The sequence below is a fragment of the Pseudomonas sp. B21-021 genome (assembly GCF_024749205.1).
In the GTDB taxonomy this organism is placed as follows: Bacteria; Pseudomonadota; Gammaproteobacteria; order Pseudomonadales; family Pseudomonadaceae; genus Aquipseudomonas; species Aquipseudomonas paraglycinae.
Genome location: NZ_CP087192.1, coordinates 5,977,713 through 6,003,160, shown reverse-complemented (window position 1 = coordinate 6,003,160; position 25,448 = coordinate 5,977,713). Strand labels below are relative to the sequence as shown.

Annotated in this window: 18 protein-coding genes and 1 pseudogene; 5 read left to right on the top strand and 14 right to left on the bottom strand. The window is 61.2% G+C overall.

All coding sequences use genetic code 11. The features are described 5' to 3' along the window. Positions 1 to 238: 238 nt before the first annotated feature. Positions 239 to 907, bottom strand: a complete 669-nt coding sequence (locus LOY31_RS27040; protein ID WP_007959711.1) for a polysaccharide lyase family 7 protein — start codon at positions 905 to 907, stop codon at positions 239 to 241. A gap of 351 nt (positions 908 to 1,258) precedes the next feature. Between LOY31_RS27040 and LOY31_RS27035 the strand changes: the two genes are divergently transcribed. From LOY31_RS27035 to LOY31_RS27025, 3 genes are read left to right on the top strand one after another with little or no spacing between them, the layout of a single operon-like run. After that, a complete protein-coding gene (locus LOY31_RS27035; protein WP_085608895.1) occupies positions 1,259 to 3,382 on the top strand; it encodes a bifunctional diguanylate cyclase/phosphodiesterase in 2,124 nt (707 codons plus the stop codon). A 41-nt stretch (positions 3,383 to 3,423) separates the two neighbouring features. Then, complete coding sequence (locus LOY31_RS27030) at positions 3,424 to 3,915, top strand: M48 family metallopeptidase (RefSeq protein ID WP_007959720.1); 492 nt, start codon at positions 3,424 to 3,426, stop codon at positions 3,913 to 3,915. 24 nt (positions 3,916 to 3,939) lie between these two features. Beyond that, on the top strand, positions 3,940 to 4,236 hold the full coding sequence (locus LOY31_RS27025; protein ID WP_007894945.1) for a helix-turn-helix domain-containing protein: 297 nt from the start codon (positions 3,940 to 3,942) through the stop codon (positions 4,234 to 4,236). Positions 4,237 to 4,278: 42 nt separating this feature from the next. Here LOY31_RS27025 and LOY31_RS27020 read toward each other — a convergent pair whose 3' ends face one another. After that, positions 4,279 to 4,731, bottom strand: a complete 453-nt coding sequence (locus tag LOY31_RS27020) for a GNAT family N-acetyltransferase (RefSeq protein ID WP_011336314.1) — start codon at positions 4,729 to 4,731, stop codon at positions 4,279 to 4,281. Positions 4,732 to 4,987: 256 nt separating this feature from the next. Here LOY31_RS27020 and LOY31_RS27015 point away from each other — a divergent pair, with 256 nt between their 5' ends. Then, positions 4,988 to 5,725: an ABC transporter substrate-binding protein gene (locus LOY31_RS27015; protein ID WP_064380188.1), complete on the top strand. Its 738-nt coding sequence runs from the start codon at positions 4,988 to 4,990 to the stop codon at positions 5,723 to 5,725. 6 nt (positions 5,726 to 5,731) lie between these two features. Here the strand turns inward: LOY31_RS27015 and yccS are convergent, their stop codons facing one another. The 9 genes and pseudogenes from yccS to betI all read right to left on the bottom strand — a co-directional run bounded on the left by yccS (position 5,732) and on the right by betI (position 19,596). Beyond that, positions 5,732 to 7,915: a YccS family putative transporter gene (yccS, locus tag LOY31_RS27010; protein WP_007959728.1), complete on the bottom strand. Its 2,184-nt coding sequence runs from the start codon at positions 7,913 to 7,915 to the stop codon at positions 5,732 to 5,734. Between the two features lie 222 nt (positions 7,916 to 8,137). Next, the gene (locus LOY31_RS27005) at positions 8,138 to 9,316 is read right to left on the bottom strand and encodes an NAD(P)/FAD-dependent oxidoreductase (RefSeq protein WP_007959730.1); all 1,179 of its coding nucleotides are present in this window, start codon (positions 9,314 to 9,316) and stop codon (positions 8,138 to 8,140) included. A 167-nt stretch (positions 9,317 to 9,483) separates the two neighbouring features. Further along, a complete protein-coding gene (dbpA, locus tag LOY31_RS27000) occupies positions 9,484 to 10,869 on the bottom strand; it encodes an ATP-dependent RNA helicase DbpA (RefSeq protein WP_007959732.1) in 1,386 nt (461 codons plus the stop codon). A 57-nt stretch (positions 10,870 to 10,926) separates the two neighbouring features. Next, entirely contained in the window at positions 10,927 to 12,354 is a 1,428-nt protein-coding gene (mdtD, locus tag LOY31_RS26995; RefSeq protein WP_236188362.1) for a multidrug transporter subunit MdtD, read from the bottom strand. A gap of 143 nt (positions 12,355 to 12,497) precedes the next feature. Continuing rightward, positions 12,498 to 13,834, bottom strand: a pseudogene (locus tag LOY31_RS26990) (TldD/PmbA family protein). Further along, positions 13,834 to 15,276, bottom strand: a complete 1,443-nt coding sequence (locus LOY31_RS26985) for a TldD/PmbA family protein (protein WP_258712480.1) — start codon at positions 15,274 to 15,276, stop codon at positions 13,834 to 13,836. The pseudogene LOY31_RS26990 and the gene LOY31_RS26985 overlap by 1 nt, the downstream one beginning before the upstream one ends. A gap of 263 nt (positions 15,277 to 15,539) precedes the next feature. Next, complete coding sequence (gene betA, locus LOY31_RS26980; protein ID WP_258712479.1) at positions 15,540 to 17,243, bottom strand: choline dehydrogenase; 1,704 nt, start codon at positions 17,241 to 17,243, stop codon at positions 15,540 to 15,542. A gap of 178 nt (positions 17,244 to 17,421) precedes the next feature. Continuing rightward, entirely contained in the window at positions 17,422 to 18,894 is a 1,473-nt protein-coding gene (gene betB / locus LOY31_RS26975; RefSeq protein WP_258712478.1) for a betaine-aldehyde dehydrogenase, read from the bottom strand. Between the two features lie 108 nt (positions 18,895 to 19,002). Continuing rightward, entirely contained in the window at positions 19,003 to 19,596 is a 594-nt protein-coding gene (gene betI / locus LOY31_RS26970) for a transcriptional regulator BetI (RefSeq protein WP_007959743.1), read from the bottom strand. Positions 19,597 to 20,078: 482 nt separating this feature from the next. On the opposite strand from betI, the gene LOY31_RS26965 reads away from it, so the two are divergent. Continuing rightward, positions 20,079 to 22,019, top strand: a complete 1,941-nt coding sequence (locus LOY31_RS26965; protein ID WP_223290698.1) for a BCCT family transporter — start codon at positions 20,079 to 20,081, stop codon at positions 22,017 to 22,019. Positions 22,020 to 22,245: 226 nt separating this feature from the next. Here LOY31_RS26965 and choV read toward each other — a convergent pair whose 3' ends face one another. From choV to LOY31_RS26950, 3 genes are all read right to left on the bottom strand, one after another. Further along, complete coding sequence (gene choV, locus LOY31_RS26960; protein ID WP_007959747.1) at positions 22,246 to 23,424, bottom strand: choline ABC transporter ATP-binding protein; 1,179 nt, start codon at positions 23,422 to 23,424, stop codon at positions 22,246 to 22,248. Next, on the bottom strand, positions 23,421 to 24,266 hold the full coding sequence (choW, locus tag LOY31_RS26955; RefSeq protein ID WP_007959749.1) for a choline ABC transporter permease subunit: 846 nt from the start codon (positions 24,264 to 24,266) through the stop codon (positions 23,421 to 23,423). The genes choV and choW overlap by 4 nt, the downstream gene beginning before the upstream one ends. Positions 24,267 to 24,342: 76 nt before the next feature. Then, a complete protein-coding gene (locus tag LOY31_RS26950) occupies positions 24,343 to 25,293 on the bottom strand; it encodes a choline ABC transporter substrate-binding protein (RefSeq protein WP_127800322.1) in 951 nt (316 codons plus the stop codon). Positions 25,294 to 25,448: the final 155 nt, after the last annotated feature.

Here is a 25,448-nt window from a genome sequence, read left to right as displayed (position 1 = left end):
CATCAAGCGCAGATACCGAGATATCTCACTTTCTGGAGTGCAAATACGCCTCGCGAACCCTCGGGCTACTAAACCCGATCACTGTGAATCAGTGACCGAAATCAAGTTACCGATGGCCCTCCAGGCGCACAAGCCGGCGGATTCTGGCGTACCGGTAGGCAGCGACGCAAGCCGTTGTAGGCTTCGGGACGTTACGCGCACTGCCTTTAAACAGCGGCCTTAAACGTGCGAGCCACCGCTATTTATCGTGATCGATGTCCAGCTTGCTGAACGTCACCTGCCCCCCCTCACTGGTGTACCCGGTGTTGTCCTGCACATACACGCCTGCCTTGAAATACAGCGGCTTGTTGCGCCATGTCGCGCTGATCTGCGAATCCCATTGATACCCGGCCGCACTCACGCCCAGCGCACCGCCGGGGCTCAGGTGAATGAGGTAGTTGAACTCGCGATTGAGTTTGATCCCGGTGGCAAGGGTGATGACGCGGCTTTCGTCCTGATCCGGATGGGTGCGCAGTTTGATCACCAGGTTGCCGGTCTCGGTTTTGTCTTTGTACTGGTACTCAAGCTTGAGCATCGGCTTCTGGCTTTCATAGGCGTGGATCTGGCCGATGACGATCTTGCCGGAGCTGGGCACCTTGTTGACCGAGAGGGTCGCGCGCAGCAGGTTGTCGGCGTCCGGGTAATACCAGTTGCGCAATGTTCCGTTGCTGTAGGTTTCGCGCAATTCGGTGCGCGGGTAGATCGCGTTTTCGGTTTTCGAGCCGGTCACCGGGGACCAGAAGAACAGGGTGCCGGTGTCGGAATGGAAGTACTGATCCTTGAAGCCGTTCACCAGTTTGGAGGTTTCGACGGTGTAGGGCGGGCTGCCAACGGGAACGCTGAGGTTCCAGGTTGCGAGGTCGATCATGTCGGTTCTTCCACTCTGTTGCTGTTGCACGCGCGTGCCAGAAGCTCTAGCCCGCGGTTCTTGGGGGCGGCCTTTATAAGCGTAGAGGGATTTTTTGTTAACGGCCGTCTGGCGGATGATTGGCGTCAACATCCTGTCGAAATGCCATCTTTCCCGGTTTTCGGGGGCTTCAGCGGTGACCGTTAGTCGGCTGCCTATCGGTTTGGTTAAATGATGGCTGGATGACAGCTATTGCTTTTACAGATCCCGGACTAGAGTGAAGGCTCAGTGACTGTACGGTTTTCACGAGAAACCGCGCGGAACGCTGATCCGAGATGCCCCGACACGAGATGTCCCGACAAGAGAAGCAGCATGGAATGCGCGCAACCCCAGCCAGGTGAAGGCAGCTCAGTCCTTTTGATCGTTGATGATTACCCTGAAAATCTGATCAGCATGCGCGCGTTGCTGCAGCGCCAGGACTGGCAGGTGATGACCGCGGCTTCCGGTTTCGAAGCCCTTAGCCTGCTGCTCGAACACGACGTCGATCTGGTGCTGCTGGATGTGCAGATGCCGGGCATGGACGGTTTCGAAGTCGCGCGGCTGATGCGCGGCAGTCAGCGCACGCGCCTGACCCCGATCATTTTCCTCACCGCCAACGAGCAGTCCCAGGACGCCGTGATCAAGGGCTACGCCAGCGGCGCGGTGGATTACCTGTTCAAACCGTTCGATCCGCAGATTCTCAAACCGAAAGTCCAGGCGTTGCTGGAGCACCAGCGCAATCGCCGGGCCTTGCAGCGTTTGAGTCAGGATCTGGAATCGGCGCGAGCCTTCAATGCGTCGGTGCTGGATAACGCCGCCGAAGGCATTCTGGTGTTGGGTGAGGATGGTTTGATTCGCTTCGCCAACCCGGCGATTTCCCGGCTGCTGAATGCGCCGGTGAAAGAACTGGAAGGGCAGGAGTTTCTCGATTTCCTGCAGAAACCGCACATTCCGCTGTGGGCCGACTCCGAGTTTTATGCCAGTTACAAACGCGGCGAGACGTTGCGCTTGCACGACGCGCTGCTGCGTACCGCGCCGGGGCAGCAAGTGCCGGTGGCCTTGTCCTGCGCGCCGCTGCCGAGTGAACAGCACGCGATGGTGGTGACGGTGCTGGACATGTCGGTGGTGCGCCATCTGCATCAACAGCTGGAATTTCAGGCGGTCACCGACCCGCTGACCGGGCTGCTCAATCGCCGGGGTTTTTACCAGACTGTGGAAAACCTGCTGTTGCGCGGCGAGCGCACGGACAGCAGTTGGGTGCTGATGTACCTCGATCTCGACGGCTTCAAGAGGGTCAACGATTCCCTCGGCCATGATGCAGGGGACCGGGTGTTGCGCTGGGTCTCCGAACAACTGAAAGCCTGCCTGCGGCCATTCGATATTCTGGCGCGGATGGGCGGCGATGAGTTCACCGCGCTGCTGGATCTGGAATTCCCCGAACAAGCGGCGAAGATCGCCGAGAAGCTCATCGAGCGGGTGTCGATCTGTCAGCAGATCGAAGGCCTCGATATCGCTCTGGGTGCGAGTATCGGCATCGCCACCTACCCGGATTGCGGCAACAACCTCGACGGGTTGATGCGCGCCTCGGACATTGCCATGTACGAAGCCAAGCGTGCCGGGCGTCAGCAATATCGCTTTTACGATCACGAAATGAACGGCCGTGCGCGCTCTCGGCTGATGCTGGAAGAGAGCGTGCGCAACGCCATCGAGAACCGCGATTTCAATCTGGTGTATCAGCCGCAGGTGGCGATTGGTGACGGCCGGATTCGCGGTTTCGAGGCATTGCTGCGCTGGCAGCACCCGAGCGTCGGCGACGTGCCGCCGGGGTTGTTCCTGCCGTTACTGGAAGAGGCGACGTTGATCAGCCGGCTCGGCAGCTGGATTTATCACCGCAGCGCCGGGCAGCGTAAGGCCTGGGAGTCCGAGTTTTCCAAAGATCTGGTCATCGGCGTGAGCCTGAGCAACACCCAGTTCGGCCTGCCAAATCTGGTCACTGAATTGCGCCAGGTGCTGGAGCGCCATGGTTTGCAGCCACACCAGATGGAAGTGGAAGTGACCGAGGAGGCGCTGACGATCAATCCGGACGAGACCCGCAAACAGCTGAAGCTGCTACGCAATCTCGGGGTGCGGGTGGCGCTGGATGATTTCGGTTCCGGGTCCTGCTCGCTGGCGCATCTGCGTGATCTGGAGCTGGACACTCTCAAACTCGATCGGCACCTCATTGCCCGATTGCCGGACTCGTCTCGCGACGCTTCGCTGGTGCGCACGGTCATCGACCTGTGCAAGGAATACGGCTTGCTGGTGATTGCCGAAGGCGTGGAAACCGTCGAGCAATACCAGTGGCTGCAAGCCCATGGTTGCGAGTACGTGCAAGGGTTCCTGGTGGCGCGGCCGTTGGTCGCCGAGGACACCGCACGCTTTACCGAGCCGTTCGACTGGAGCGCGTTGGCCGGTTGAATTCGCTACACTGGCGGCCTTTTCATGACCCGTGCCGCCCCATGACTGCGTTGAAATACCTCCAGGCCTATCCCGCGAATCTGCAGGATCAGGTGCGCCAATTGATCGCCGACAACCGCCTCGGTGATTACCTGAGCCAACGCTATCCGGGCCGCCACGATGTGCAGAGCGACAAGGCGTTGTACGGCTACGCGCTGGACCTGAAGCAGGAATACCTGCGCAACGCCCCGGCCATCGACAAGGTTCTGTTCGACAACCGCCTCGACCTGACCCATCGCGCCCTCGGCTTGCACACCACGGTCTCGCGGGTGCAGGGCGGCAAGCTCAAGGCCAAGAAAGAAATCCGCATCGCCTCGCTGTTCAAGGACGCCGCGCCGGAGTTTCTGAAGATGATCGTCGTCCACGAGCTGGCGCACTTCAAGGAGTCGGATCACAACAAGGCGTTCTATAAGTTATGTGAGCACATGCTGCCGGGCTACCACCAGGTCGAGTTCGACCTGCGGGTGTACCTGACGTGGCGGGACATGCAATAAGACATCAAACAACGGAGCGCATGCATGGACGTAAGCAAGACCAAGAGCAGTTTCTACCGGCGCTTGTACGTGGCGTACCTGATCGACAGCGGCCTGGCCAGCAGCGTGCCGGCGCTGACCGAAGTCACCGGCATGCCCCGGCGCACGGCGCAGGACACCATTGCGGCGCTGGCGGATCTGGATATCGTCTGCGAGTTCGAACAGGAAGAGGGCGCGCGCAATCATGCGGGGCGCTATCGGATTCGCGAGTGGGGGGCGATTGATCGGGGGTGGATTGAGCGGAATTTGCGGCAGATCAAGGCTGTTCTCGAGTATCCCTGACCTCAGCAGAGCCTTCGCGGGCAAGCCCGCGAAGGGGAAATCTCAAGACCGCCGCATACCAATATGCGGAATGTCATCCTCAAGATATTCCTCACCCGCGACCACAAACCCGTACCGCCCGTAATACCCCTGCAAATGCGCCTGGGCCGACAGATAGATCGGCACTTCAGGCCAACGCTTCTCGGCCTGTTTCAGCGCCTGTTCCATCATTTCATGCCCCAATCCCTTGCCACGGCCGGCCGGCGCCGTCAGCACGCGGCCGATCACCACGTCGCCACCCTGGGATTCCGGATCCAGCAGGCGCAGGTACGCCACCAGCTGATCACCGTCCCAGCCCATCAAATGGCAGGTGTCACCGTCCAGATCCTGACCGTCCGGATCCAGGTACGCGCAGCGCTGTTCGACCACGAACACTTCCGAGCGCAATTTCAAAATGGCGTACAGCTGCTCCAGTCCCAGATCGCTGTGATGTTTGCAGACCCACTCGATTGTCATCTTCCGATTCCTTGAACTACGTCGCCCGATACTAAGCGCAGCGCCGAAATATGTCTGTATGGCTGAGAAATCTGTGACAAAGGCCAAAATGCCATCATTCCAATATCGCGGCCCGCCGTACTTTGTGTAATCTGCTGGGAAGCGCTGTGCAATGGCTTCAATGAGCTAATGTTAGGGCCTGGGATTCGCCGGTAAGGGGCCTTGGGGTTTTGACTGAAAACACGCCGGGCGGCCCGCCCGCTAAGGATTTTCAAGCATGCCGCGATTGCATCGAGCCTTTGCTTTGATCGGATTGCTGTTGCTGGGTCAAAGCGCTGCAGCGGAGAAATTGCGTCTGGTATTCGACGTCTGGCCGCCCTTTACCGATGACACGCTGGTCAACGGTGGGCTGGCGACCGACATCGTGAGCACGGCCCTGGCCCGTGCCGGTTATGCCAGCGGTTATGAGCAGGTGCCGTGGGCGCGGGCGTTGATGGGGGTTGGCGAAGGACGTTACGACGTGCTGGTCAACGCCTGGTACAACGACGAGCGCACGAAGCTGGGGCAGTTTTCTGCTGAGTACCTGCTCAATCGCGTGCGTTTCCTCAAGCGCAAAGACGCGCCCATCGAATACAACAACCTGCAGGAACTGCACACCTATCCGATTGCGGTAGTGCGCGGCTACGCCTATTCGGCGCCGTTCGATGCCGACACCGCGTTGCAGAAAGTCCCTGTGCATAACTTCGCCATGGCCGTGCGCATGCTGGCGGCGGACCGGGTCAAGCTGACCCTGGAAGACGAATACGTCGCCCGCTATTACCTGGCCCGGGAATCACCGAAGGTGCGCAACGCGGTGGAGTTCCTGCCCAAGCCGTTGAGCGAGAACAGCCTGCACATTCTGGTCAGCCTGAAGAACCCGCAGCACGAACAGATCGTGGCCGGGTTCGACAAGGCGATTGCATCGATGAAGGCCGATGGCAGCTATGACAAGTTGCTCAGGCAGCACGGGATGTGAGGCGGCTCAATCTTCGGCTGTGTCTTTGATCAGGTGCGCCGCCAGCGTGCGCAACGGCCCGAGTTGACGGCAGATCAACGCCAGTTGCGTCTGCACCAGCCGCTGGCCTTCGTCGATTTCGTCCGGCATTTGCTCAAGCTCGTTGGCCAGCGCTTCTTCCTCATCGCTCTGAATCGCGATCGGCTGTTTGCTCGCCAGACCCTGGGCGATTTCATCGATACTTGCCGCCAGACTCACGCCGGCGCCGTCGATCAGGTGTTCGCGCACCTCGGCCGGCAGCTGGGTTTCCCGGTGTGCACCAAGCCCTGACAGATAGCTGAGCAAGGTGTGCGACAGCACCAGAAAGCGGAAGCCCACGTCGGCTTCCTTCCGGAAATGCCCCGGCTCCATCAGCATGTTCGCCAGCGTCGTGGAGAGTGCCGCGTCGGCGTTGTGCGCGTTGCGCCTGGCCAGGCGATAGGCGAGGTCGTCGCTCTTGCCGGCGGCGTATTGCTGCATGATCTGGCGCAGGTAAATGCTGTTGCAGGTGAGGGTGTTGGCCAGCACTTTGTTCAGGCGTCGACCCTGCCAGTCCGGCAGGAACAGGAACACCGCCAGCCCCGCGATCAGGCTGCCGAGCAAGGTATCGAACAGCCTCGGCACAAACAGACCATAACCATCGCCGACCTGGTTGAAGCAGAACAGCACCATGATCGTGATCGCGGCGGTCGCCACGGTGTAGCGGGTGGTGCGGTTGGTAAAGAACACCACGCCGGCAGCGATGGCGAAGCACGACTGCACCAGCGGATTCGGGAACAGATCGAACAGCGCCCAGGCAATCGTCAGGCCGATCGCCGTGCCGAAAATCCGCTGACCGAGTTTGCGCCGGGTGGCGCCGTAGTTCGGCTGGCAGACGAACAGCGTGGTGAGGATGATCCAGTAGCCTTGCGACGGGTGAATCAGGTGCACCATGCCGTAGCCGATGCTCAACGCCAGCGGCAAACGCAGGGCGTGGCGGAACAGCAGCGAGGTCGGCGTCAGCTGCGTGCGCAGACGAATCCACACGTCCTTGAAGTTGCGCGGCGAGCGGTCGAGCAGGCTGCTGTCGGTGGCATCCGCCAGGGCGTCGGGGTTGCTGGCGTCGCTGAGCAAACGGTCGAGGGTGCCGAGGTTGGCCGCCAGTGCGCGCAGTGAACGCAGCAGTCCGCGCCAGGCCGGGTTGCTCTGGATGCGCAGGTGTTCGAGGGAAGCGTGCAGGTCGCTCAGGGCTTCGGCGAAACTCGCGTCGTAGATGAACGGCTGACGCATCTGGATCGATTCGGCCAGCGCCCGGCAGGCCTTGCCTTGCTGGCGCAGCAGGCGCTGGCAGCGGAACAAGACATCGCTGTGGAAAAACGCATCGGCCAGCGCGTTATAGGGATAGTGCGAAGAGCTGGCGCGTTCGTGAATGTCTTGCGCCAGGAAGTACAGCTTCAGGTAACGGCTGACTTTCGAGCCGGGGCGACCGTTGCCGACCCGGTGCAGGATGATTTCCTTGGCGCTGTTCAGGGCTGCGACGACCCGGCCGTTTTGCTGGGCCAGTTCCAGTCGCCGTGCTTCGACGTCCATCTGACGGATCGGCTCGAACAGCGAGGATTTCAGCTTCAGGTAATAGCCGAGTTCGCGGAACAGCCGCGCCAGACTCTGCTGCACCGGCTGATTGGAAAACATCGCCTGCCACAGCACCGACAGCAGGCCGTACCACGCAGCGCCGGCCACCAGCAGCATCGGCTCGTGCCAGAAATCCGTGACCGCGCCGCCGCGCTGATCCACGCCGATCATGGTGTAGACAGAAAGTATCAGCGTCGCAGAAGCGATCGCACCATACCTTTCGCCGAGCGCCCCAAGCATGGTCAGGCCGAAACTGGCCAGTGCCAAAGCGATGACAAAAACGATGGGGTAGGGGAACAGCAATTCCACGGACAGCGCCGCGACGCTGAAACACACCAGCGTCACCGCCAGTGCATTGAGGCGGCCCTGCCAACTGTCGTCGGTCTCGGCCAGGGCGCTGGCGATGATCCCGAGGAACAACGGGATCAGCAGCCCCATTTCATCCTGATACCAGCACAGCGCCATGCTGCCGGTCAGGGCGATGAACACCCGCACGCTGTAGCTGAATTTATCCAGCGCCCACAGGCGCCGCAAAGACTGACGAAACGAAGTCGAGGACATGAAGTGCGAAGGCCTTCCGAGGCGATGCCGCTAAATTGAGCCAGTAATGACGCCGACGCAATGGCGCCGATCACATCTGACAGCAAAAAGTGTTCCTTTCATGCACCACATACCACTGTGGGAGCGAGCTTGCTCGCGATGGGGTCGGCACATGCAACATGGTTGTTGGCTGACAGTCCGCGTTCGCGAGCAAGCTCGCTCCCACAGTTTGATTTGTGTTTGTCAGACGTACTGCGCGGCGGCGTAGCCAGAGGCCCACGCCCACTGGAAGTTGAAACCGCCCAGATGCCCGGTGACATCCAGCACTTCGCCAACAAAATAGAGGCCCGGGCTTTTCAGCGATTCCATGGTCTTGGACGACACTTCGCGGGTGTCGACGCCGCCCAGCGTCACTTCGGCGGTGCGATAGCCTTCGGTGCCGGCCGGGACGACTTTCCAGCTGCCGAGCTTTTCGGCGATGTCCGCCAGTTCGGCGTGGGTGTACTGCTTCATCGGTTTGGAGACAAACCAGTTGTCCGCCAGCAGGTTGGCCATCTTCTTGGTGAAGATTTCACCGAGCAGGGTTTTCAGCTCGCTGTTCGGACGCTCGGCGGTTTGCTGTTGCAGCCAGCTCGCGGCGTCATGATCGGGCAGCAGGTTGATTTCGACCGTGTCGCCCGGCTCCCAGAACGAGGAAATCTGCAGAATCGCCGGGCCACTGAGGCCGCGGTGAGTGAACAGGATGTTCTCGCGAAAACTCTGATCGTTGCAGCTGACCAGACAATCCACCGAGGTGCCGGACAGTTCGGTGCACAACTCCTTGAGCTGGTCGGTGATGGTGAACGGCACCAAACCGGCGCGTGTTGGCAGCAGGTCGTGGCCGAACTGCTTGGCGACTTGATAACCGAAACCGGTCGCGCCGAGGGTCGGGATCGACAGACCGCCGGTGGCGATCACCAGCGACTGGCACTGGATCTGGCCGAGGGTGGTGTCGAGCAGGTAACCGCCCTCGACCTTCTCGATGGTCTGGATCGAGGTGTCGAGGTGCAGGTTGACGCCGACCTGATCGCACTCGTCCAGCAGCATGCCGAGGATGTCGCTGGATTTGTTATCGCAGAACAGCTGACCGAGTTTCTTCTCGTGGTACGGCACGCCGTGTTTGGCGACCATGCCGATGAAGTCCCACTGGGTGTAGCGGGCCAGCGCGGATTTGCAGAAGTGTGCGTTCTGCGAGAGAAAATTGCTCGGTTCGGTGTACATGTTGGTGAAGTTGCAGCGCCCACCGCCGGACATCAGGATTTTCTTGCCGGCCTTGTTCGCGTGGTCGAGCAGCATCACCTGACGCCCGCGCCCGGCGGCGGTCAGTGCACACATCAACCCTGCGGCGCCAGCGCCAATGATCACGACTTCGGTAGAGCGCAAAACGGTGTCCTCACACAATGACCACGCAGATCGTTCCCACGTCGAGGCGTCGAACCGTCTGCGTGGGAATGCATCCTGTGACGCTCCGCGTCACGATTTAAAAGCGGACGCAGAGCGTCCATGGCGGCATTCCCACGCGGAGCGTGGGAACGATCATTTAAGCGTTCTTACAAAACGCGAACGCGCAGCGAACGACCCTTGATCTTGCCGTTGTTCAAGCGCTGCAGCGCCTGCATGACCACGGTGCGTTCAACAGCCACATACGACTGGAAGTCGAAGATCGCGATCTTGCCGACCTGAGCGCCCGGAATCCCGGCTTCACCGGTCAGTGCGCCAAGAATGTCGCCCGGACGCACCTTGTCCTTGCGCCCGCCAGCGATGCACAGCGTGCTCATCGGCGGTTGCAGCGGGGCACCGCCCTGGGATTTCAGGTTGTCCACCTGATCCCAGTTCAGCGGGGTTTTCTGCAGTTGTTCGATGGCTTGCGCGCGGTGAGCTTCGGACGGCGCCACCAGGCTGACCGCGATGCCTTTCTCGCCGGCACGACCGGTACGGCCAACACGGTGAATGTGGATTTCCGAATCGCGGGCCAGTTCGACGTTGATCACCATGTCCAGCGCATCGATGTCCAGACCACGGGCGGCAACGTCGGTGGCAACCAGTACCGAAGTACTGCGGTTGGCGAACATCGCCAGCACCTGATCGCGGTCACGCTGTTCCAGATCGCCGTGCAGGCCGACAGCGGAAATGCCTTTGGAGGTCAGGTGATCGACGGTTTCCTGCACCTGCTGCTTGGTGAAGCAGAACGCCACGGTGGAGGCCGGGCGGAAGTGGTGCAGGACCTTGGTCACCGCGCTCATGCGCTCTTCCGGGGAAATCTCGTAGAAGCGCTGTTCGATCTGGGTGTCGTCGTGGAACGCTTCGGCTTTCACCGTTTGCGGATCGCGCATGAACTTCGACGCCAGCTGCTTGATGCCCACCGGGTAGGTGGCCGAGAACAGCAGGGTCTGACGGCGGGCCGGGGTCTGCTCGATGATGTCTTCGATGGCGTCGTAGAAACCCATGTCGAGCATGCGATCGGCTTCGTCGAGGATCAGCGTGTTCAGGCCGTCGAGGACCAGCGAACCCTTGCGCAGGTGCTGCTGAATGCGGCCCGGGGTGCCGACGATGATGTGCGCGCCGTGCTCCAGCGAGCCGATCTGCGGGCCGAAGGACACGCCGCCGCACAGGGTCAGGACCTTGATGTTGTCTTCGGCACGGGCCAGACGACGGATTTCCTTGGCAACCTGGTCGGCCAGCTCGCGGGTCGGGCAAATCACCAGTGCCTGGCAACCGAAGTAGCGCGGATTGATCGGGTTCAGCAGGCCGATGCCGAACGCGGCGGTCTTGCCGCTGCCGGTCTTGGCCTGGGCGATCAGGTCCATCCCCTTGAGGATCACCGGCAAGCTCTGCGCCTGGATCGGCGTCATCTGGGCATAACCGAGGGAGTCGAGGTTAGCCAGCATGGCGGCGGACAGCGGCAAAGTATTAAAAGCGGTGGCGATGGTGGTCACGGGACTGGCCTGCAAAACAAAATGTCGCGCAGTGTACCAGTCCAGTGGCCAATAGCCCTAAGACTCGATGTGCTCTTCCGGACGTCTGACTCGCCGTCCGTCATTCTTTGAAAGTTGAGAAAAAATGGTCGCAGCGAGCATCGCCATGATCCCAACGGTCACGAACGTGAGTTGAAACGCGCCCAACACGGTCTCAACGCCGTCATTGCCGATCTCTGCCGTAAAGCCGCCGAGCAACGCCCCGGCGCACGCCACGCCAAGACTCAGCGACAACTGCGCCACCACCGACAGCAGACTGTTGCCGCTGCTGGCGCTGGCGTCGTCGAGGTCGATCAGGGTCACGGTGTTCATCGCTGTGAATTGCAGCGAGTTGATCGCCCCGAGAACCGCCAGCAGGCACAGCAGCAGCCAGTACGGCGTCTGCTCGCTGACCAGCCCCATGCTCGCCAGCATGATCCCCAGAAACAGGGTGTTGCCGGTCAGCACGATGCGATAGCCCAGACGCTCGATCAGCGGCCGCGCGCCCCACTTGGCAACCATCGCGGCCGCCGCCAGCGGCAGCATGCTCATCCCGGCCTGGGACGGCGAATAACCCAGCGCCACTTGCAGCAGCAACGGCACCAGAAACGGCAGGGCGCCGCTGCCCAGGCGGGCGAACAGGTTGCCGAGGATGCCGACCGCGAAGGTGCGGGTCTTGAACAGCGACGGCGCGAACAGCGGGTTTTCAATGTGCCCGGCGCGCAGCCAGTACGCCGCCAGACACGCCATGCCGCCGAACAGCAACAGCATCACGCGCAGGTGCGGCAGGTGCAGTTCGCCGAGGCCTTCCATGGCGATAGTGATCAGCACCATCGCCGCGCCGAACAGCAGGAACCCCAGGCTATCGAAGCGCGTGCGCTCGGTACCGCGCAGGTCGGGGATGAATTTCCACACCGCGTAGCAACCGATGACGCCGACCGGCAGGTTGATCAGGAAGATCCAGTGCCACGTCAGGTATTCCACCATCCAGCCGCCCATGGTCGGGCCGATCAGCGGGCCGAGCAGGCCGGGAATGGTGATGAAACCCATGATCCGCACCAGTTCCGAGCGCGGGTAGGCGCGCAGCACCACCAAACGCCCGACCGGCAGCATCAGCGCACCGCCGAGGCCCTGGATCACGCGCGCGCCGATCAGCATGCTCAGGCTGCTCGACAAGGCACAGAGCAGCGAGCCAAGGCTGAACAGCAGGATCGCACCGAAGAAGATTTTCTTGGTGCCGAAGCGGTCGGCGATCCAGCCTGAGGCCGGAATCAGCAGGGCCACGGTGAGCATGTAGGCGATGATCACGCCCTGCATGCGCAGCGGGTCTTCGGCCAGGTCCCTGGCCATGGCCGGCAGGGCGGTGTTGAGGATGGTCCCGTCGAGGGACTGCATGAAGAAAGCGATGGCGACGACCCACGGCAACCAGCGGGCGGTGATGGCGTCGAGAGGCGGGCGGTTGGGCATGGAACCTCTTGTTGGTTGATTGATCGTTCCCACGCTCTGCGTGGGAATGCCTCATCGGACGCTCCGCGTCCGCTTTTGGCTGGGACGCAGAGCGTCCCGGGCTGCATTCCCACGCAGAGCGTGGGAACGATCAGGTCGAAGGGTTAGAGAGTGAGGGTCAATCGGCTCACCAGCGCCCCGGCAGCAGCGCCGAAGAGGTATTGCGCTGGCTGTAAGTGCTCGCCGACAGCAGCAACTCCCGCTCGGCGGTCAACGCTTCCAGCTGCGAACCGAGCAGGCTGTAGGCGCTGTCGTCGAAACGCATGGTGCTGACCGGCGCCTGAATCTCGCCATTCTCGACCCAGAACGTGGCAAACCGGGTCATGCCGGTCAGTCGCGCCGCCGGTTGATCGGAGAAATTCAGGTACCACAGGTTGCTGATGTACAGGCCGGTGCCCAACTGCTTGAGGATCTCGGCCTGCGGCAGATCGCCTGCGCCCATGTTCAGCGCGCTCGGCGATTCGCCACCGCCGGCACCGTTGGCCGTCAGCCCGTATTCGGCAGCACTGCGCGAACCCACCAACTGATCACCCGCTTTGCCTTCGATGATCAACCGCAGATCGCTGCGCGGGTAACCTTCGCCGGAGAACGCCGGGCTCAGCGAGTCGCTGACTTTTTCGTCGAGGGACACCAGCGGACTGAACGCCTGATCGCCGGCATACAGCTTCTGCAGCGGGCTGCTTTTGCTGGCAATCGACTGCGCCGAGAAACCGCCCCAGCACAGCATACCCATGATTTCTTCCAGCGCTGCGGGCGCCAGATAGGCGCGGTATTGGCCGGGCGGCAGGGTGCGCAGCGGGCGACCGAGAAACTCGAGTTGTTCGCGGGCCTGCTGGATGCGTTTGGCGAAGTCTTCGCTGTTCCAGTCATGCCCGGCGTAGCTGGCCTTCACCGCTTCGCCGTTCTCGTGGAACAGGCTGAAGTCGAAGTTGAAACTGTTGGCCTGATGCCAGCCGAATGCGCCGGAAGAACTGGCGAAGCCACGGCTGATCGGGCCGGCAGCGTAGAAGCCGACCAGATCCAGACCTTCGGCCGCCTGGGCGATTTCAGCCACCACTTGTTCGGTGTCCGGGAGCGGATGTTCCTGCACATTCTTGCTCTGCCAGCCGTTGTGGTTGAGCAACAGGTACGGATCCTGTGGCAGCAGCGGCAGGGTTTCGCGCAGTTGCTGCAAACCTTCTGCGAGGCGTTGCAGGTCGGTGGCCTGCTCACCGGACAGGGTGATGTGCAGGTCCGCATGGCGACCGTCGTCGATCAGTTTCAGACCGATACCGGCTTGTTGCACTTGCCCGGCCTGACGCACCTTGGCGTGGTTGAAACGGACAAAGGCCGACGATTCGGCGTCGTAACTCAGGGTGAACTGTTCCGGCTCACGCACGGCATCGCGCAGCCAGTTGACCAGCACCTTGAACGCCTCGGACGGGTTCTTGGAAATACTCATCAGGCGTCTCCCCCAAACACATCAACATTGCTGAACACGCAGGCCGGCGACGCATGGCCGACGCGGATCACCTGGTTCGGTTCGCCCTTGCCGCAGTTCGGCGTGCCCAGCACCTGGGTGGTGCCGGCATTGCCGACGGCGCGCAGGCTTTTCCAGAAGTGCGCGGAAATGCCCCGGTAGTTCGGGTTTTTCACCACGCCCTTGAGTTCGCCGTTTTCAATCAACTGGCCCCATTCGCAACCAAACTGGAATTTGTTGCGGGCATCGTCGATCGACCATGAGCGGTTGGTGCTCATCAGGATGCCGTTTTCGATGCCGCCGATCAGTTGTTCCAGCGGCTGGTCGCCCGGCTCGATGTTGAGGTTGGCCATGCGGTCGATCGGTGGGCGGTTCCAGCCGCAGGCGCGGCTGTTGGCGACGCCGTCCAGGCCCGCGCGGAACTGCGACAGTGCGCCGCCCAACGGACGGACCAGCAGGCCTTCGCGAATCAAAAATTGCTTGCTGGCAGCTGTGCCGTCGTCGTCATGGCCGTAGCTGGCGAGTTCTTCGGGAATGCCCGGATCGAACGTCACGTTGAGCAGTTTCGAGCCGTATTGCAGGCTGCCGAAATCCGAGGCTTTGACGAAACTGGTGCCGGCGTAATTGCGCTCGTCGCCGAGGATCCGGTCGAGCTCCAGCGGGTGGCCGATGGATTCGTGGATCTGCAGCATCATCTGGTCGGGCATCAGCAGCAGGTCGCGCGGGCCTTGCGGGGTGTTCGGCGCGAGCAGCAATTGCAGCGCCTGATCGGCGACTTGCGGGCCGGCGCCGATCAGGCCGCAACGGCTGATCACATCGGCGCCGCCCTGCTGGCCGAAGTTCTCACGGCCGAGGCTGCGGGTCTGGCTGTCGTTGCCGTCGTACGCGGTGACGTCGAGGCCCGGGTAGACGAAGCGCTGGGCCTGTCGCAATTCGGCGCCGGCGCTGCTCAGGTAGATCTGTTCGACGTGGGTGATGCCGATGCTCACTTCCCAATTCACCAGGCGCTCATCCTTTGGCACCGAGGCGGATTCCGCGCCGAGCAGCTCGAAGCATTCGCTCAGGGACGGAAAGGGTTGTTCGAGATTGGGTGAAAAGTAGTCGGCGCGGTCGCTGGACACCGGCTGCTGGCTCAGGTCGAGCAGGGCGTGGGGCTTGATCCGCCGGGCCTGTTGCTCGGCACGCTCAAGGGCGGCTTGCAGGCCTTGTTGCGACAGGTCATTGGTCGCAGCGTAGGCTTCGACGCCGTTGACGCGAACGGTGAGCATCGCGCCTTCGTCGCGGCTCAGGCTCGGCGGTTCGGCGACGTTCTTGCGCACCGACAGGTACTGGCCGGACTCGCGCACATACCGCAAGGAAAAAAACTCGGCGCCCGTGCGCAAGGCAGCGAAGCGCTGCTTGAGCTGGGGGTGGAAATCGAACATCAGGGAAACCTCCTTGTTATGGGAGAAACGGCGAAGCGGATTCGGCGGGGAGGGGGTGAAACGATTGGGCGAGGACTAGAGTAGGCCTGCGAGGGGGTAGGATCAAGTGAAGAGGGGGTGTAGGGGGATTTACTGTAGGAAGCAGGGAGATAGGTGGTGATCGGTAGGGCCTCATCGCGAGCAGGCTCGCTCCCACAGTTGAAATGCATTCCAAATGTGGGAGCGAGCCTGCTCGCGATTAGCCTTGATGCGGTGTAGCTGAATTACTGAGCAACAGCACTCACATCACGCAGCGCCTTGCCTTTCACCGGCGCATCGCCAGCGACATAGTACGGCGCCTTGCTGCGCGGCAGCGGCTGGCGGCCACGGATCTTGTCGGCGATTTTCTCGGCCATCATGATCGTCGGCGCGTTCAGGTTGCCGGTGGTGATGATCGGCATGATCGAGGCATCGACCACACGCAGACCCTGCATGCCATGCACGCGGCCTTCGCCATCCACTACGGCCATGTCGTCGGTGCCCATCTTGCACGAGCAGGACGGGTGGAACGCGGTTTCGGCGTGCTCGCGGATGAACTTGTCCAGCTGCTCATCGGTTTGCACTTCGATGCCCGGGCTGATTTCGCGGCCACGGAAAGCGTCCAGTGCAGGCTGTTGCATGATTTCACGGGTCAGGCGGATGCCGTCGCGGAATTCCTGCCAGTCCTGCTCGGTGGCCATGTAGTTGAACAGGATGCTCGGGTGCTGGCGCGGATCCTTGGATTTGACCTGGATGCGACCGCGGCTCGGCGAACGCATGGAACCCATGTGCGCCTGGAAGCCGTGCTCTTTCACACCGTTGCTGCCGTTGTAGTTAATCGCCACCGGCAGGAAGTGGTACTGGATGTTCGGCCATTCGAACTCTTCGCGAGTACGGATGAAACCGCCGGCTTCGAACTGGTTGCTGGCGCCGATGCCGGTGCCGTTGAACAGCCACTCGGCGCCGATGGCCGGCTGGTTGTACCAGAGCAGCGACGGGTACAGCGAGACCGGTTGGGTGCAAGCATATTGCAAGTACAGCTCGAGGTGATCCTGCAGGTTTTCGCCGACGCCCGGCAGATCGTGAACGACCGGGATGTCGAGGCTTTCCAGCAGTTTTGCCGGGCCGACGCCGGAGCGTTGCAGCAGTTGCGGCGAAGCGATCGCGCCGGAGCAGACGATGACTTCTTTGCGGGCACGGGCTTCGACGCGCTCTTCAGCGGCGCCGACCAGGTAACGCACGCCAACGGCACGCTTGCCTTCGAACAGAACCTTGTCAGTCAAGGCGTGGGTGACGATGGTCAGGGTCGAACGCTTCTTGGCCACGTCCAGGTAACCGCGGGCGGTGGAAGCACGACGGCCGTTCGGCGTCACGGTGCGGTCCATCGGGCCGAAGCCTTCCTGCTGGTAGCCGTTCAAGTCTTCGGTGCGCGGGTAACCAGCCTGCACGCCGGCTTCAACCATGGCGTGGAACAGCGGGTTGTTGCCGGCTTTCGGCGTGGTCACGCTGACCGGGCCGTCGCCACCGTGGTAGTCGTTCGGGCCGATGTCGCGGGTTTCCGCTTTACGGAAGTACGGCAGGCAGTCGAGGTAGGTCCAGTCTTCCAGGCCTGGCAGTTTCGCCCAGCCGTCGTAGTCCATCGCGTTGCCACGGATGTAGCACATGCCGTTGATCAGCGAGGAACCGCCGAGGCCCTTGCCGCGACCGCATTCCATCCGGCGACCGTCCATGTGTGGCTCTGGATCGGTTTCGTACGCCCAGTTGTAGCGACGGCCTTGCAGCGGGAATGCCAGGGCTGCCGGCATTTGCGTGCGGAAGTCGAGACGGTAGTCCGGGCCACCGGCTTCGAGCAGCAGGACGGTGACGCCTTCGTCTTCAGTCAGACGGGTCGCCAGGGTGTTACCGGCAGAGCCGGCACCGACGATGATGTAATCGAATTCTTGGGACATTGAATGCACCCTCTTTGAAGTTGGTCAGGTCAGGCCTGGCGAGTGCTTTGCACTCGATTCGCGGGCAAGCCCGCTCCCACAGGGATCGGGGCTGCCACAGATTGGGTGGACGACATCCAATCTGTGGGAGCTGGCTTGCCAGCGAAGGCGGCCTCGCGAGCAATAAATGACTCGGGTCTTAGAACACCGAGACGTAATCGCCCAGCTCGACCTGTACCGATTTGATGCGAGTGAAGTTGTTCAGCGAGCTGATGCCGTTCTCACGGCCGACGCCCGACTGCTTGTAACCGCCAACCGGCATTTTTGCGTCGGACTCGCCCCAGGCGTTGATCCAGCAGATACCGGCTTCCAGTTGATGAATCACGCGGTGGGCGCGGTTCAGGTCGCAGGTGACGATACCGGCGGCCAGGCCGAAGTCGGTGTCGTTGGCGCGACGGATCACTTCTTCTTCGGTTTCGTAGGTCAGGATCGCCATCACCGGGCCGAAGATTTCTTCACGGACGATGGTCATGTCGTCGGTGCAGTCGGTGAACACGGTCGGAGCCACGAACGCGCCCTTGGCGAATTCGCCGTCGGTCAGACGTTCGCCGCCGCACAGAACGCGGGCGCCTTCTTCTTTACCCTTGGCGATGTAGCCCAGCACGCTTTCCATGTGCGGGAAGCTGACCAGCGGGCCGAAGTTGGTGTTTTCGTCTTCCGGGTTGCCAACGCGGATGCGCGCAACACGCTCGACGATCTTGGCTTCGAAAGCGGCTTTCAGGTGGCTCGGCACGAACACGCGAGTGCCGTTGGTGCAGACCTGACCGGAGCTGTAGAAGTTGGCCATCATGGCGGTGTCGGCGGCGCGATCCAGGTCGGCGTCGTCGCAGATGATCAGCGGGGACTTGCCGCCCAGTTCCATGGTCACGTCTTTGAGCGACGAAGCCGAAGCGCTGGCCATTACTTTTTTGCCGGTGTCGGTGCCGCCGGTGAAGGAGATTTTCTCGATGCGTGGGTGCTCGGTCAGCCAGGTGCCGACTTCACGGCCGCTGCCGGTCAGTACGTTGAACACACCGTTCGGAACGCCGGCTTCGGTGTAGATCTCGGCCAGTTTCAGGGTGGTCAGCGAGGTGACTTCGCTTGGCTTGAAGATCATCGCGTTACCGGCCGCCAGGGCTGGAGCGGACTTCCACAGAGCGATCTGGATCGGGTAGTTCCACGCGCCGATACCGGCGACAACGCCCAGCGGCTCGCGACGGGTGTAGACGAATGCGGTGTCACGCAGCGGGATCTGCTCGCCTTCGATGGCGGGTACCAGGCCTGCGTAGTATTCCAGCACGTCGGCGCCGGTGACGATGTCGACGTACTTGGTTTCGGAGAAGGCTTTACCGGTGTCCAGGGTTTCCAGGGCAGCCAGTTCATCGTTGCGCTCGCGCAGGATGTCGACGGCGCGACGCAGGATGCGCGAACGCTCCATGGCGGTCATCGCGGCCCAGATTTTCTGGCCCTTTTCAGCGCTGACCACAGCACGCTCGACGTCTTCCTTGGTCGCACGTTGCACTTGTGCGAGGACTTCACCGTTAGCCGGGTTGATGGCTTCGAAGGTGGCATCGCTGCCGGCGTCGGAGTACGCGCCATCGATGTAGAGTTTTTGCAGTTCGAAACGGGCCATAGTGTCCTCGCAAGTGCATTAGTGGTTGGCGTTGGTCACCGGGTGAGCCATATAGCTGTGGCATCACTGGTCGGTGACAGTTCAGGGGCCGAGCGTTTTCTCTGTGCTCTAGCTCACCTGCTTGGCCAATTGGAAATCCATGTATTCGTAAGCGATCTGTTGCGCCTGCGCAGTGTCGAAAGCGTCTCCCGACAGCGCGCCGCGCAACCACAAACCGTCGATCAGAGCTGCCAGTCCACGGGCGGCGGTGCGCGCATCTTCGAGCGGCAACACACGGCGGAACTCGCAGCACAGGTTGGAATACAGACGGTGATCGTTGATCCGCTGCAACCTGTGCAAAGACGGCTGGTGCATGCTGGTGGCCCAGAAGGCCAGCCAGGTTTTCATTGCCGGGCCATTGACCTGGCTGGCGTCGAAGTTGCCTTCGATGATCACCTGCAGATGCGCCCGGGGGCTGCTGTCTGCCAGCGCCTGACGGCGCGCGGTGACGCTCTCGCTGAGGGCGGTCATCAGATACCGCATCGTGGCGGCGATCAGGCCATTCTTGTCCTGAAAATAGTGACTGATGATGCCATTCGAGACACCGGCCAAACGGGCGATCAGCGCAATGCTGGCGTCCCCCATTCCGACCTGATCAACCGCCTGCAAAGTGGCTTCGATCAGTTGTTGGCGGCGGATGGGTTGCATACCGACCTTGGGCATCTTGCACATCTCCTTAGGCCTTCCGACGGGCGAATGACGCCTATCGGATTGAGGGCCAGTCTATTTTGTTTTGATTGAACGTTCAATCAACAAAGAATAAGATCTGCGACAAATCGTCGCTGCCTACAGATTTTTCCTACGTGTAAGTGGCGATAAACCGACATCCGAAAATGCTCGAAACCTGCGCGGGGCAAGGCGCGGTTCGACGTTCGATGGACGTGTTGAATGGGCAAGACGCTCAAGGCCAGGTTTCGGATGAACGTCCATGCCTCGGCCACGACGGCGATTCGCGATGCCATCTCTGCAGGTTCGGGCTTTTTTCGGGGTGTCTTTATATCACCCGCCGGTCGGCTGCCAACTAACCGATTGGTCGGGTTCCGTGTTGCCTTGTGTTCTTCTCTCGCACTGCCTGGAGCATTTGTGCCATGAGTTCTGCCTCGCTTATAAAGACCCCGCCCGAGAAGGTGACGGTCAACGGTTGGGTGTTCTACACCTCTACCGCGCTGATTCTGTTGTTGACCGCCATTCTGATCATCGCCCCGCAAGAGGCCGGCAGAATGCTGGGAGTGGCTCAGGCCTGGTTGTCCCGCAGCTTCGGCTGGTACTACATGGTGGTGATCGCCGCTTACCTGGTTTTCGTGGTGGGCCTGGCGTTTTCCTCCTACGGCAAACTCAAACTGGGTAGCAAGGACGATACCCCGGATTTCAGCTACGGCGCCTGGGCGGGGATGCTGTTCTCGTCGGGTATCGGTATTTCGCTGCTGTACTTCGGTGCGTCCGAGCCGCTGGATCACTACTTCAATCCACCGGAAGGCGCGTCCGCTACCAACATGGCGGCACGTCAGGCTGTTCAGCTGACCTTCCTGCACTGGGGCCTGCACGGCTGGGCGATCTACGCATTGGTCGGTTTGGCTGTGGCCTATTTCGCTTACCGTCATAACCAGCCGCTGGCACTGCGTTCGGCGCTGTATCCGCTGGTGGGCGAGCGTTGGGTCAAGGGCGCTGCCGGTCATGCGGTGGACGGCTTCGGCATGTTCGTGACCCTGCTGGGTCTGGTGACCAACCTGGGGATCGGCTCGCTGCAAGTGTCTTCGGGCCTGGAAAACCTGTTCGGCATGGAACACAGCAACACCAACCTGCTGATCGTGATCATCGTGATGAGCACGGTGGCGACCATCGCTGCCGTGTCCGGCGTGGAAAACGGCATCCGTCGTCTGTCCAACCTCAACATCATCCTGTTCAGCGGCCTGCTGATTTTCGTCCTGCTGTTCGGCCCGACCCTGCACCTGCTCAACGGCTTCGTGCAGAACATCGGCGACTACCTCAACGGGGTGGTGCTGAAGACTTTCGACCTGTACGTCTATGAAGGCGACAGCGAGAAGTCCGACCGCTGGCTGGGCCTGTGGACTCTGTTCTACTGGGCGTGGTGGATTTCCTGGGCCCCATTTGTCGGCATGTTCATCGCGCGTATTTCCCGTGGTCGTACCGTGCGTGAACTGGTGGCTGGCGTGCTGCTGATTCCGCTGGGTTTCACCCTGGCGTGGCTGTCGATCTTCGGTAACTCGGCGCTGGATCTGGTGATGAACCAGGGTGCGGTGGAACTCGGCAAGACGGCGCTGGAACAGCCGTCGATGGCGATCTATCAGTTGCTTGAACACTACCCGGCGTCGAAAGTCGTCATCGGTGTGTCGATCTTTGTTGGTTTCGTACTGTTCCTGACCCCGGCCGACTCCGGCGCGGTGATGATGGCGAACCTGTCCTGCAAGGGCGGCAACGTCGACGAAGACGCCCCGCACTGGCTGCGGATCTTCTGGTCGGTCGTGATCACGCTGGTGACCATCGGCCTGCTGTTCGCCGGTAACTTCGAAGCCATGCAGACCATGGTGGTGCTGGCCGGTCTGCCGTTCTCGGTGGTGTTGGTGTGCTTCATGTTCGGCCTGCACAAGGCGATGCGCCAGGACATGCAGATCGAACAGGAGCAGGCGCAACTGGCTGAACGCGGTCGTCGTGGTTTCAGCGAGCGCCTGACCCAGCTGGATCTGCAACCGAGCCAGTCGGTGGTTCAGCGCTTCATGGACAAACACGTCAGCCCGGCGCTGGAAGATGCCGCTGCGCAAATGCGTGCACAGGGTCTGGAAGTGCAGACGCTGCTGGGCAAGTCCAAGCGCTGCATGGGCGTGCGGGTCGAGATGGAAGAGGGCAACCCTTTTGTCTACGAAGTGAGCCTGGACGGCTACCTGGCGACCCCGAGCGAGTCGGTTCAGTCCGATGAAGCGCGCCAGCGTTTCTACCGCGCCGAGGTGTACCTGCACAACGGCAGCCAGGACTACGACCTGATGGGCTTCACACAGGATCAGATCACGCGTGATGTGCTCGATCAGTTTGAAAGCCATCGGCAGCTCCTTGGCCGGGTCTATAGCTGAGTTGTGAAGTGATCTTTCCTGCACGTTGTGCGGGAATACAAAGGGGCTCAAGTTGAGCCCCTTTTTTGTGTCTGATCGTTCCCACGCTCTGCGTGGGAATGCCTCAACGGACGCTCCGCGTTCGGCTTTTGATTTGGGACGCGGAGCGTCCCGGGCTGCATTCCCACGCGGAGCGTGGGAACGATCACGCCGCGATCCTCTCGCGGCGTTTTTGTGTCTGCTCTCTTTACCCCAGGTTCTTGCCGAGCAGCGCGTGATACAGCTCGCTGTCCCCAAGAATCCCCACCACATGGTTGTTGTCGTGCAGCACCAGTTTGTTGCCGGTCTGGTAACGGATCTGCAACGCGTCGCGCATGCCGATGTTCGAATCCACCAGCGTCGGTTTGCGCTCCAGCCCTTCCACGGCTTGCCCCGGTGCCCAGTTCTGCAGGTTCAGCACCGAACCGTTCTGCCGCGCACCCTTGATGGTGTTGCCTTCGGCCAGGTCCAGCCACGAATCGCCGCCCGGATCCAGGCATACCGAACCGTTGATGCGTTTGCAGTTGTCCAGGGTGCGCATCAGGCTGCGACCGCACAGCACGTTCAGCGGGTTGGTATGGGCGACGAAGGTGCGCACGTAATCGTCCGCCGGGTTGAGCACGATCTCTTCCGGCACGCTGTACTGGATGATCCGGCCGTCTTTCATGATCGCGATGCGGCTACCGAGTTTCAGCGCCTCGTCGAGGTCGTGGCTCACGAACACGATGGTCTTGCTCAGCTTGCGTTGCAGTTCCAGCAGCTCATCTTGCAGGCCCTGACGGATCAGCGGATCGAGGGCCGAGAACGGTTCGTCCATCAACAGAATGTCGGCGTCCATCGCCAGCGCGCGGGCCAGGCCGACACGCTGCTGCATGCCGCCGGACAGCTCGTCGGGCTTCTTGTTGCGCCATTGGGTCAGGCCCACCAGTTCGAGTTTTTCATCGACCAGCTTGCGCCGCTCCTTCTCCGGGCGGCCCTGCATTTCCAGACCGAAACTGATGTTCTCGCGCACCGTCAGCCAGGGCATCAGGGCGAACTTCTGGAACACCATCGCGATGCGTTTGGTGCGCATCATTTTCAGCTCGGCCGGGGTGCAGGACGCGATGTCGATCTGCTTGCCTTCGTGTTCGACGAACAGCTTGCCGCGGCTCACGGTGTTGAGGCCGTTGATGCAGCGCAACAGGCTCGACTTGCCGGAACCGGACAGGCCCATCAGCACGCAGATCTCGCCTTTGTTGATGTCGAGGCTGGCTTTTTCAACGCCGACGATCTGCCCGGTCTTTTTCAGGATCTCACTGCGGGTCAGGCCTTGATCGAGAAGTTTCAGTGCTTCGCGCGGATCCTTGGTGAAGATCACGTCAACGTTATCGAAGCGAATTATGCTCATGCGTCACCCCCTACTTTGGCGTCGGGTTGTTTGCAGATACGGTCGAGCATGATCGCCAGCAGTACGATCGCCAGGCCCGCTTCGAAGCCCAGGGCGATATCAGCAGTGTTCAGTGCGTTGACCACCGGTTTGCCGAGTCCGTCGGCGCCCACCAGTGCCGCGATCACCACCATCGATAGCGACAGCATGATGCACTGGGTGATGCCGGCCGCGATGCTCGGCATGGCGTGAGGCAGTTCGATCCGTGAAAGCAGTTGGCGACGCGAGCAGCCGAAGGCCTTGCCGGCGTCCATCAGTTCTTGCGGGACATCGCGGATGCCCAGGTAGGTCAGGCGGATCGGCGCGGCGATGGCGAACACCACCGTCGAGATCAGGCCCGGTACCACGCCCAGCCCGAAGAGGGTCAGGGTAGGAATGAGGTAAACGAAGGTCGGTACGGTCTGCATCAGATCGAGTACCGGCCTCATCAAAGTGTAGAACATCGGTTTGTGCGCGGCGACGATGCCCAGCGGCACGCCGATGACCACGCAGACCAGGGTCGCGAACATGACCTGGGCGAGGGTTTCCATGGTTTCCTGCCAGTACCCCAGGTTGAGGATCAGCAGGAAGGAGGCGACCACGAACGCGGTCAGGCCCCATTTGCGTTGAATGAAGTGGGCCAGCAGGGCGATGAGGCCGATCAGCACCAGCGGGTTGAACCAGGTCAGCGCAAACGTCACGCCGTGGATCATCGTTTCCAGGGTCACGGCGATTGCGTCGAAAGTGTTGGCGCCGTGTTGCGTCAACCATTCAACGAAGCCCGCGATGTACTGGCCTAAAGGGATTTTCTGATCAATCAGCATGGTAGTGAACGTCCGCATGCAAGGAATAAACAGCCCGGGCGGTTAGCCCGCCCGGCATAAGCGATGCCTCTTTAATTCAAGGCTGTGCGAGTTTGGCTTTCACGGCCTCCAGGCCTGGTTTACCGTCAATGGTGGTCACGCCAGCGAGCCAGGTATCGAGCACCTGTGGATTCTTTTTGAGCCAGGCCTTGGCGGCCGCGTCAGGCTTCATCTTGTCGTCCAGGATGTTGCCCATCAGTTCGCTTTCCATGTCGACGGTGAACTCCAGGTTTTTCAGCAGTTGGCCAACGTTGCTGCATTCCTCGGCGTAGCCCTTGCGGGTGTTGGTCGCCACGGTGGCGGCGCCGAAATCCGGGCCGAAGAAATCGTCACCACCGGTCAGGTACTGAATCTTGAAGCGCTTGTTCATCGGGTGCGGTGCCCAGCCGAGGAACACCACGGCGGTGTCGCGTTTCTGTGCGCGGTCGACCTGCGACAGCATGCCCGCTTCGCTGGACTCGACGACCTTGAAGCCGGCGGTTTTGAGGCCGAAGGCGTCCTTGTCGATCATGCTCTGGATCAGGCGGTTGCCGTCGTTGCCCGGCTCGATCCCGTAGATCTTGCCGTCGAGCTCTTTCTTGAATTTGGCGATGTCGGCGAAGTCGTGCAGACCCTTGTCATACAAGGCCTGCGGAACGGCGAGGGTGTACTTGGCGCCCTTGAGGTTGGTGCGCACGGTTTCCACGGTGCCGGCGTCGCGGTAGGCCTTGATGTCGTTTTCCATGGTCGGCATCCAGTTGCCGAGGAACACGTCCATGTTCTTGCCGTCGGCCAGCGACTTGTAGGTCACGGGTACGGAGATCATGGTGGTCTTGGTCTTGTAGCCGAGGGCCTGAAGCACGACGGAGGTGGTGGCGGTGGTTGCGGTGATGTCGGTCCAGCCGACATCGGAGAAGTTCACGGTACTGCACTGCGCCGGTTCTGCGGCTTGAGCCAGTAACGGCAGACTCAGCATGGCGGCCAACAACAACGACGGGGAACCTTTCATGAATGGACTCCTTGGTGTTTTTTTTGGCAGTGTTCCGATTGGACCACCGCACTTATGGGTTGCGGTTGGATGGCGTTCTGGAGACAGCTCTACCGCAGCGCCTTGCAATCGAGTCGATACGATCATGTACCAGTGAAAATCTGACGCCTACAGGG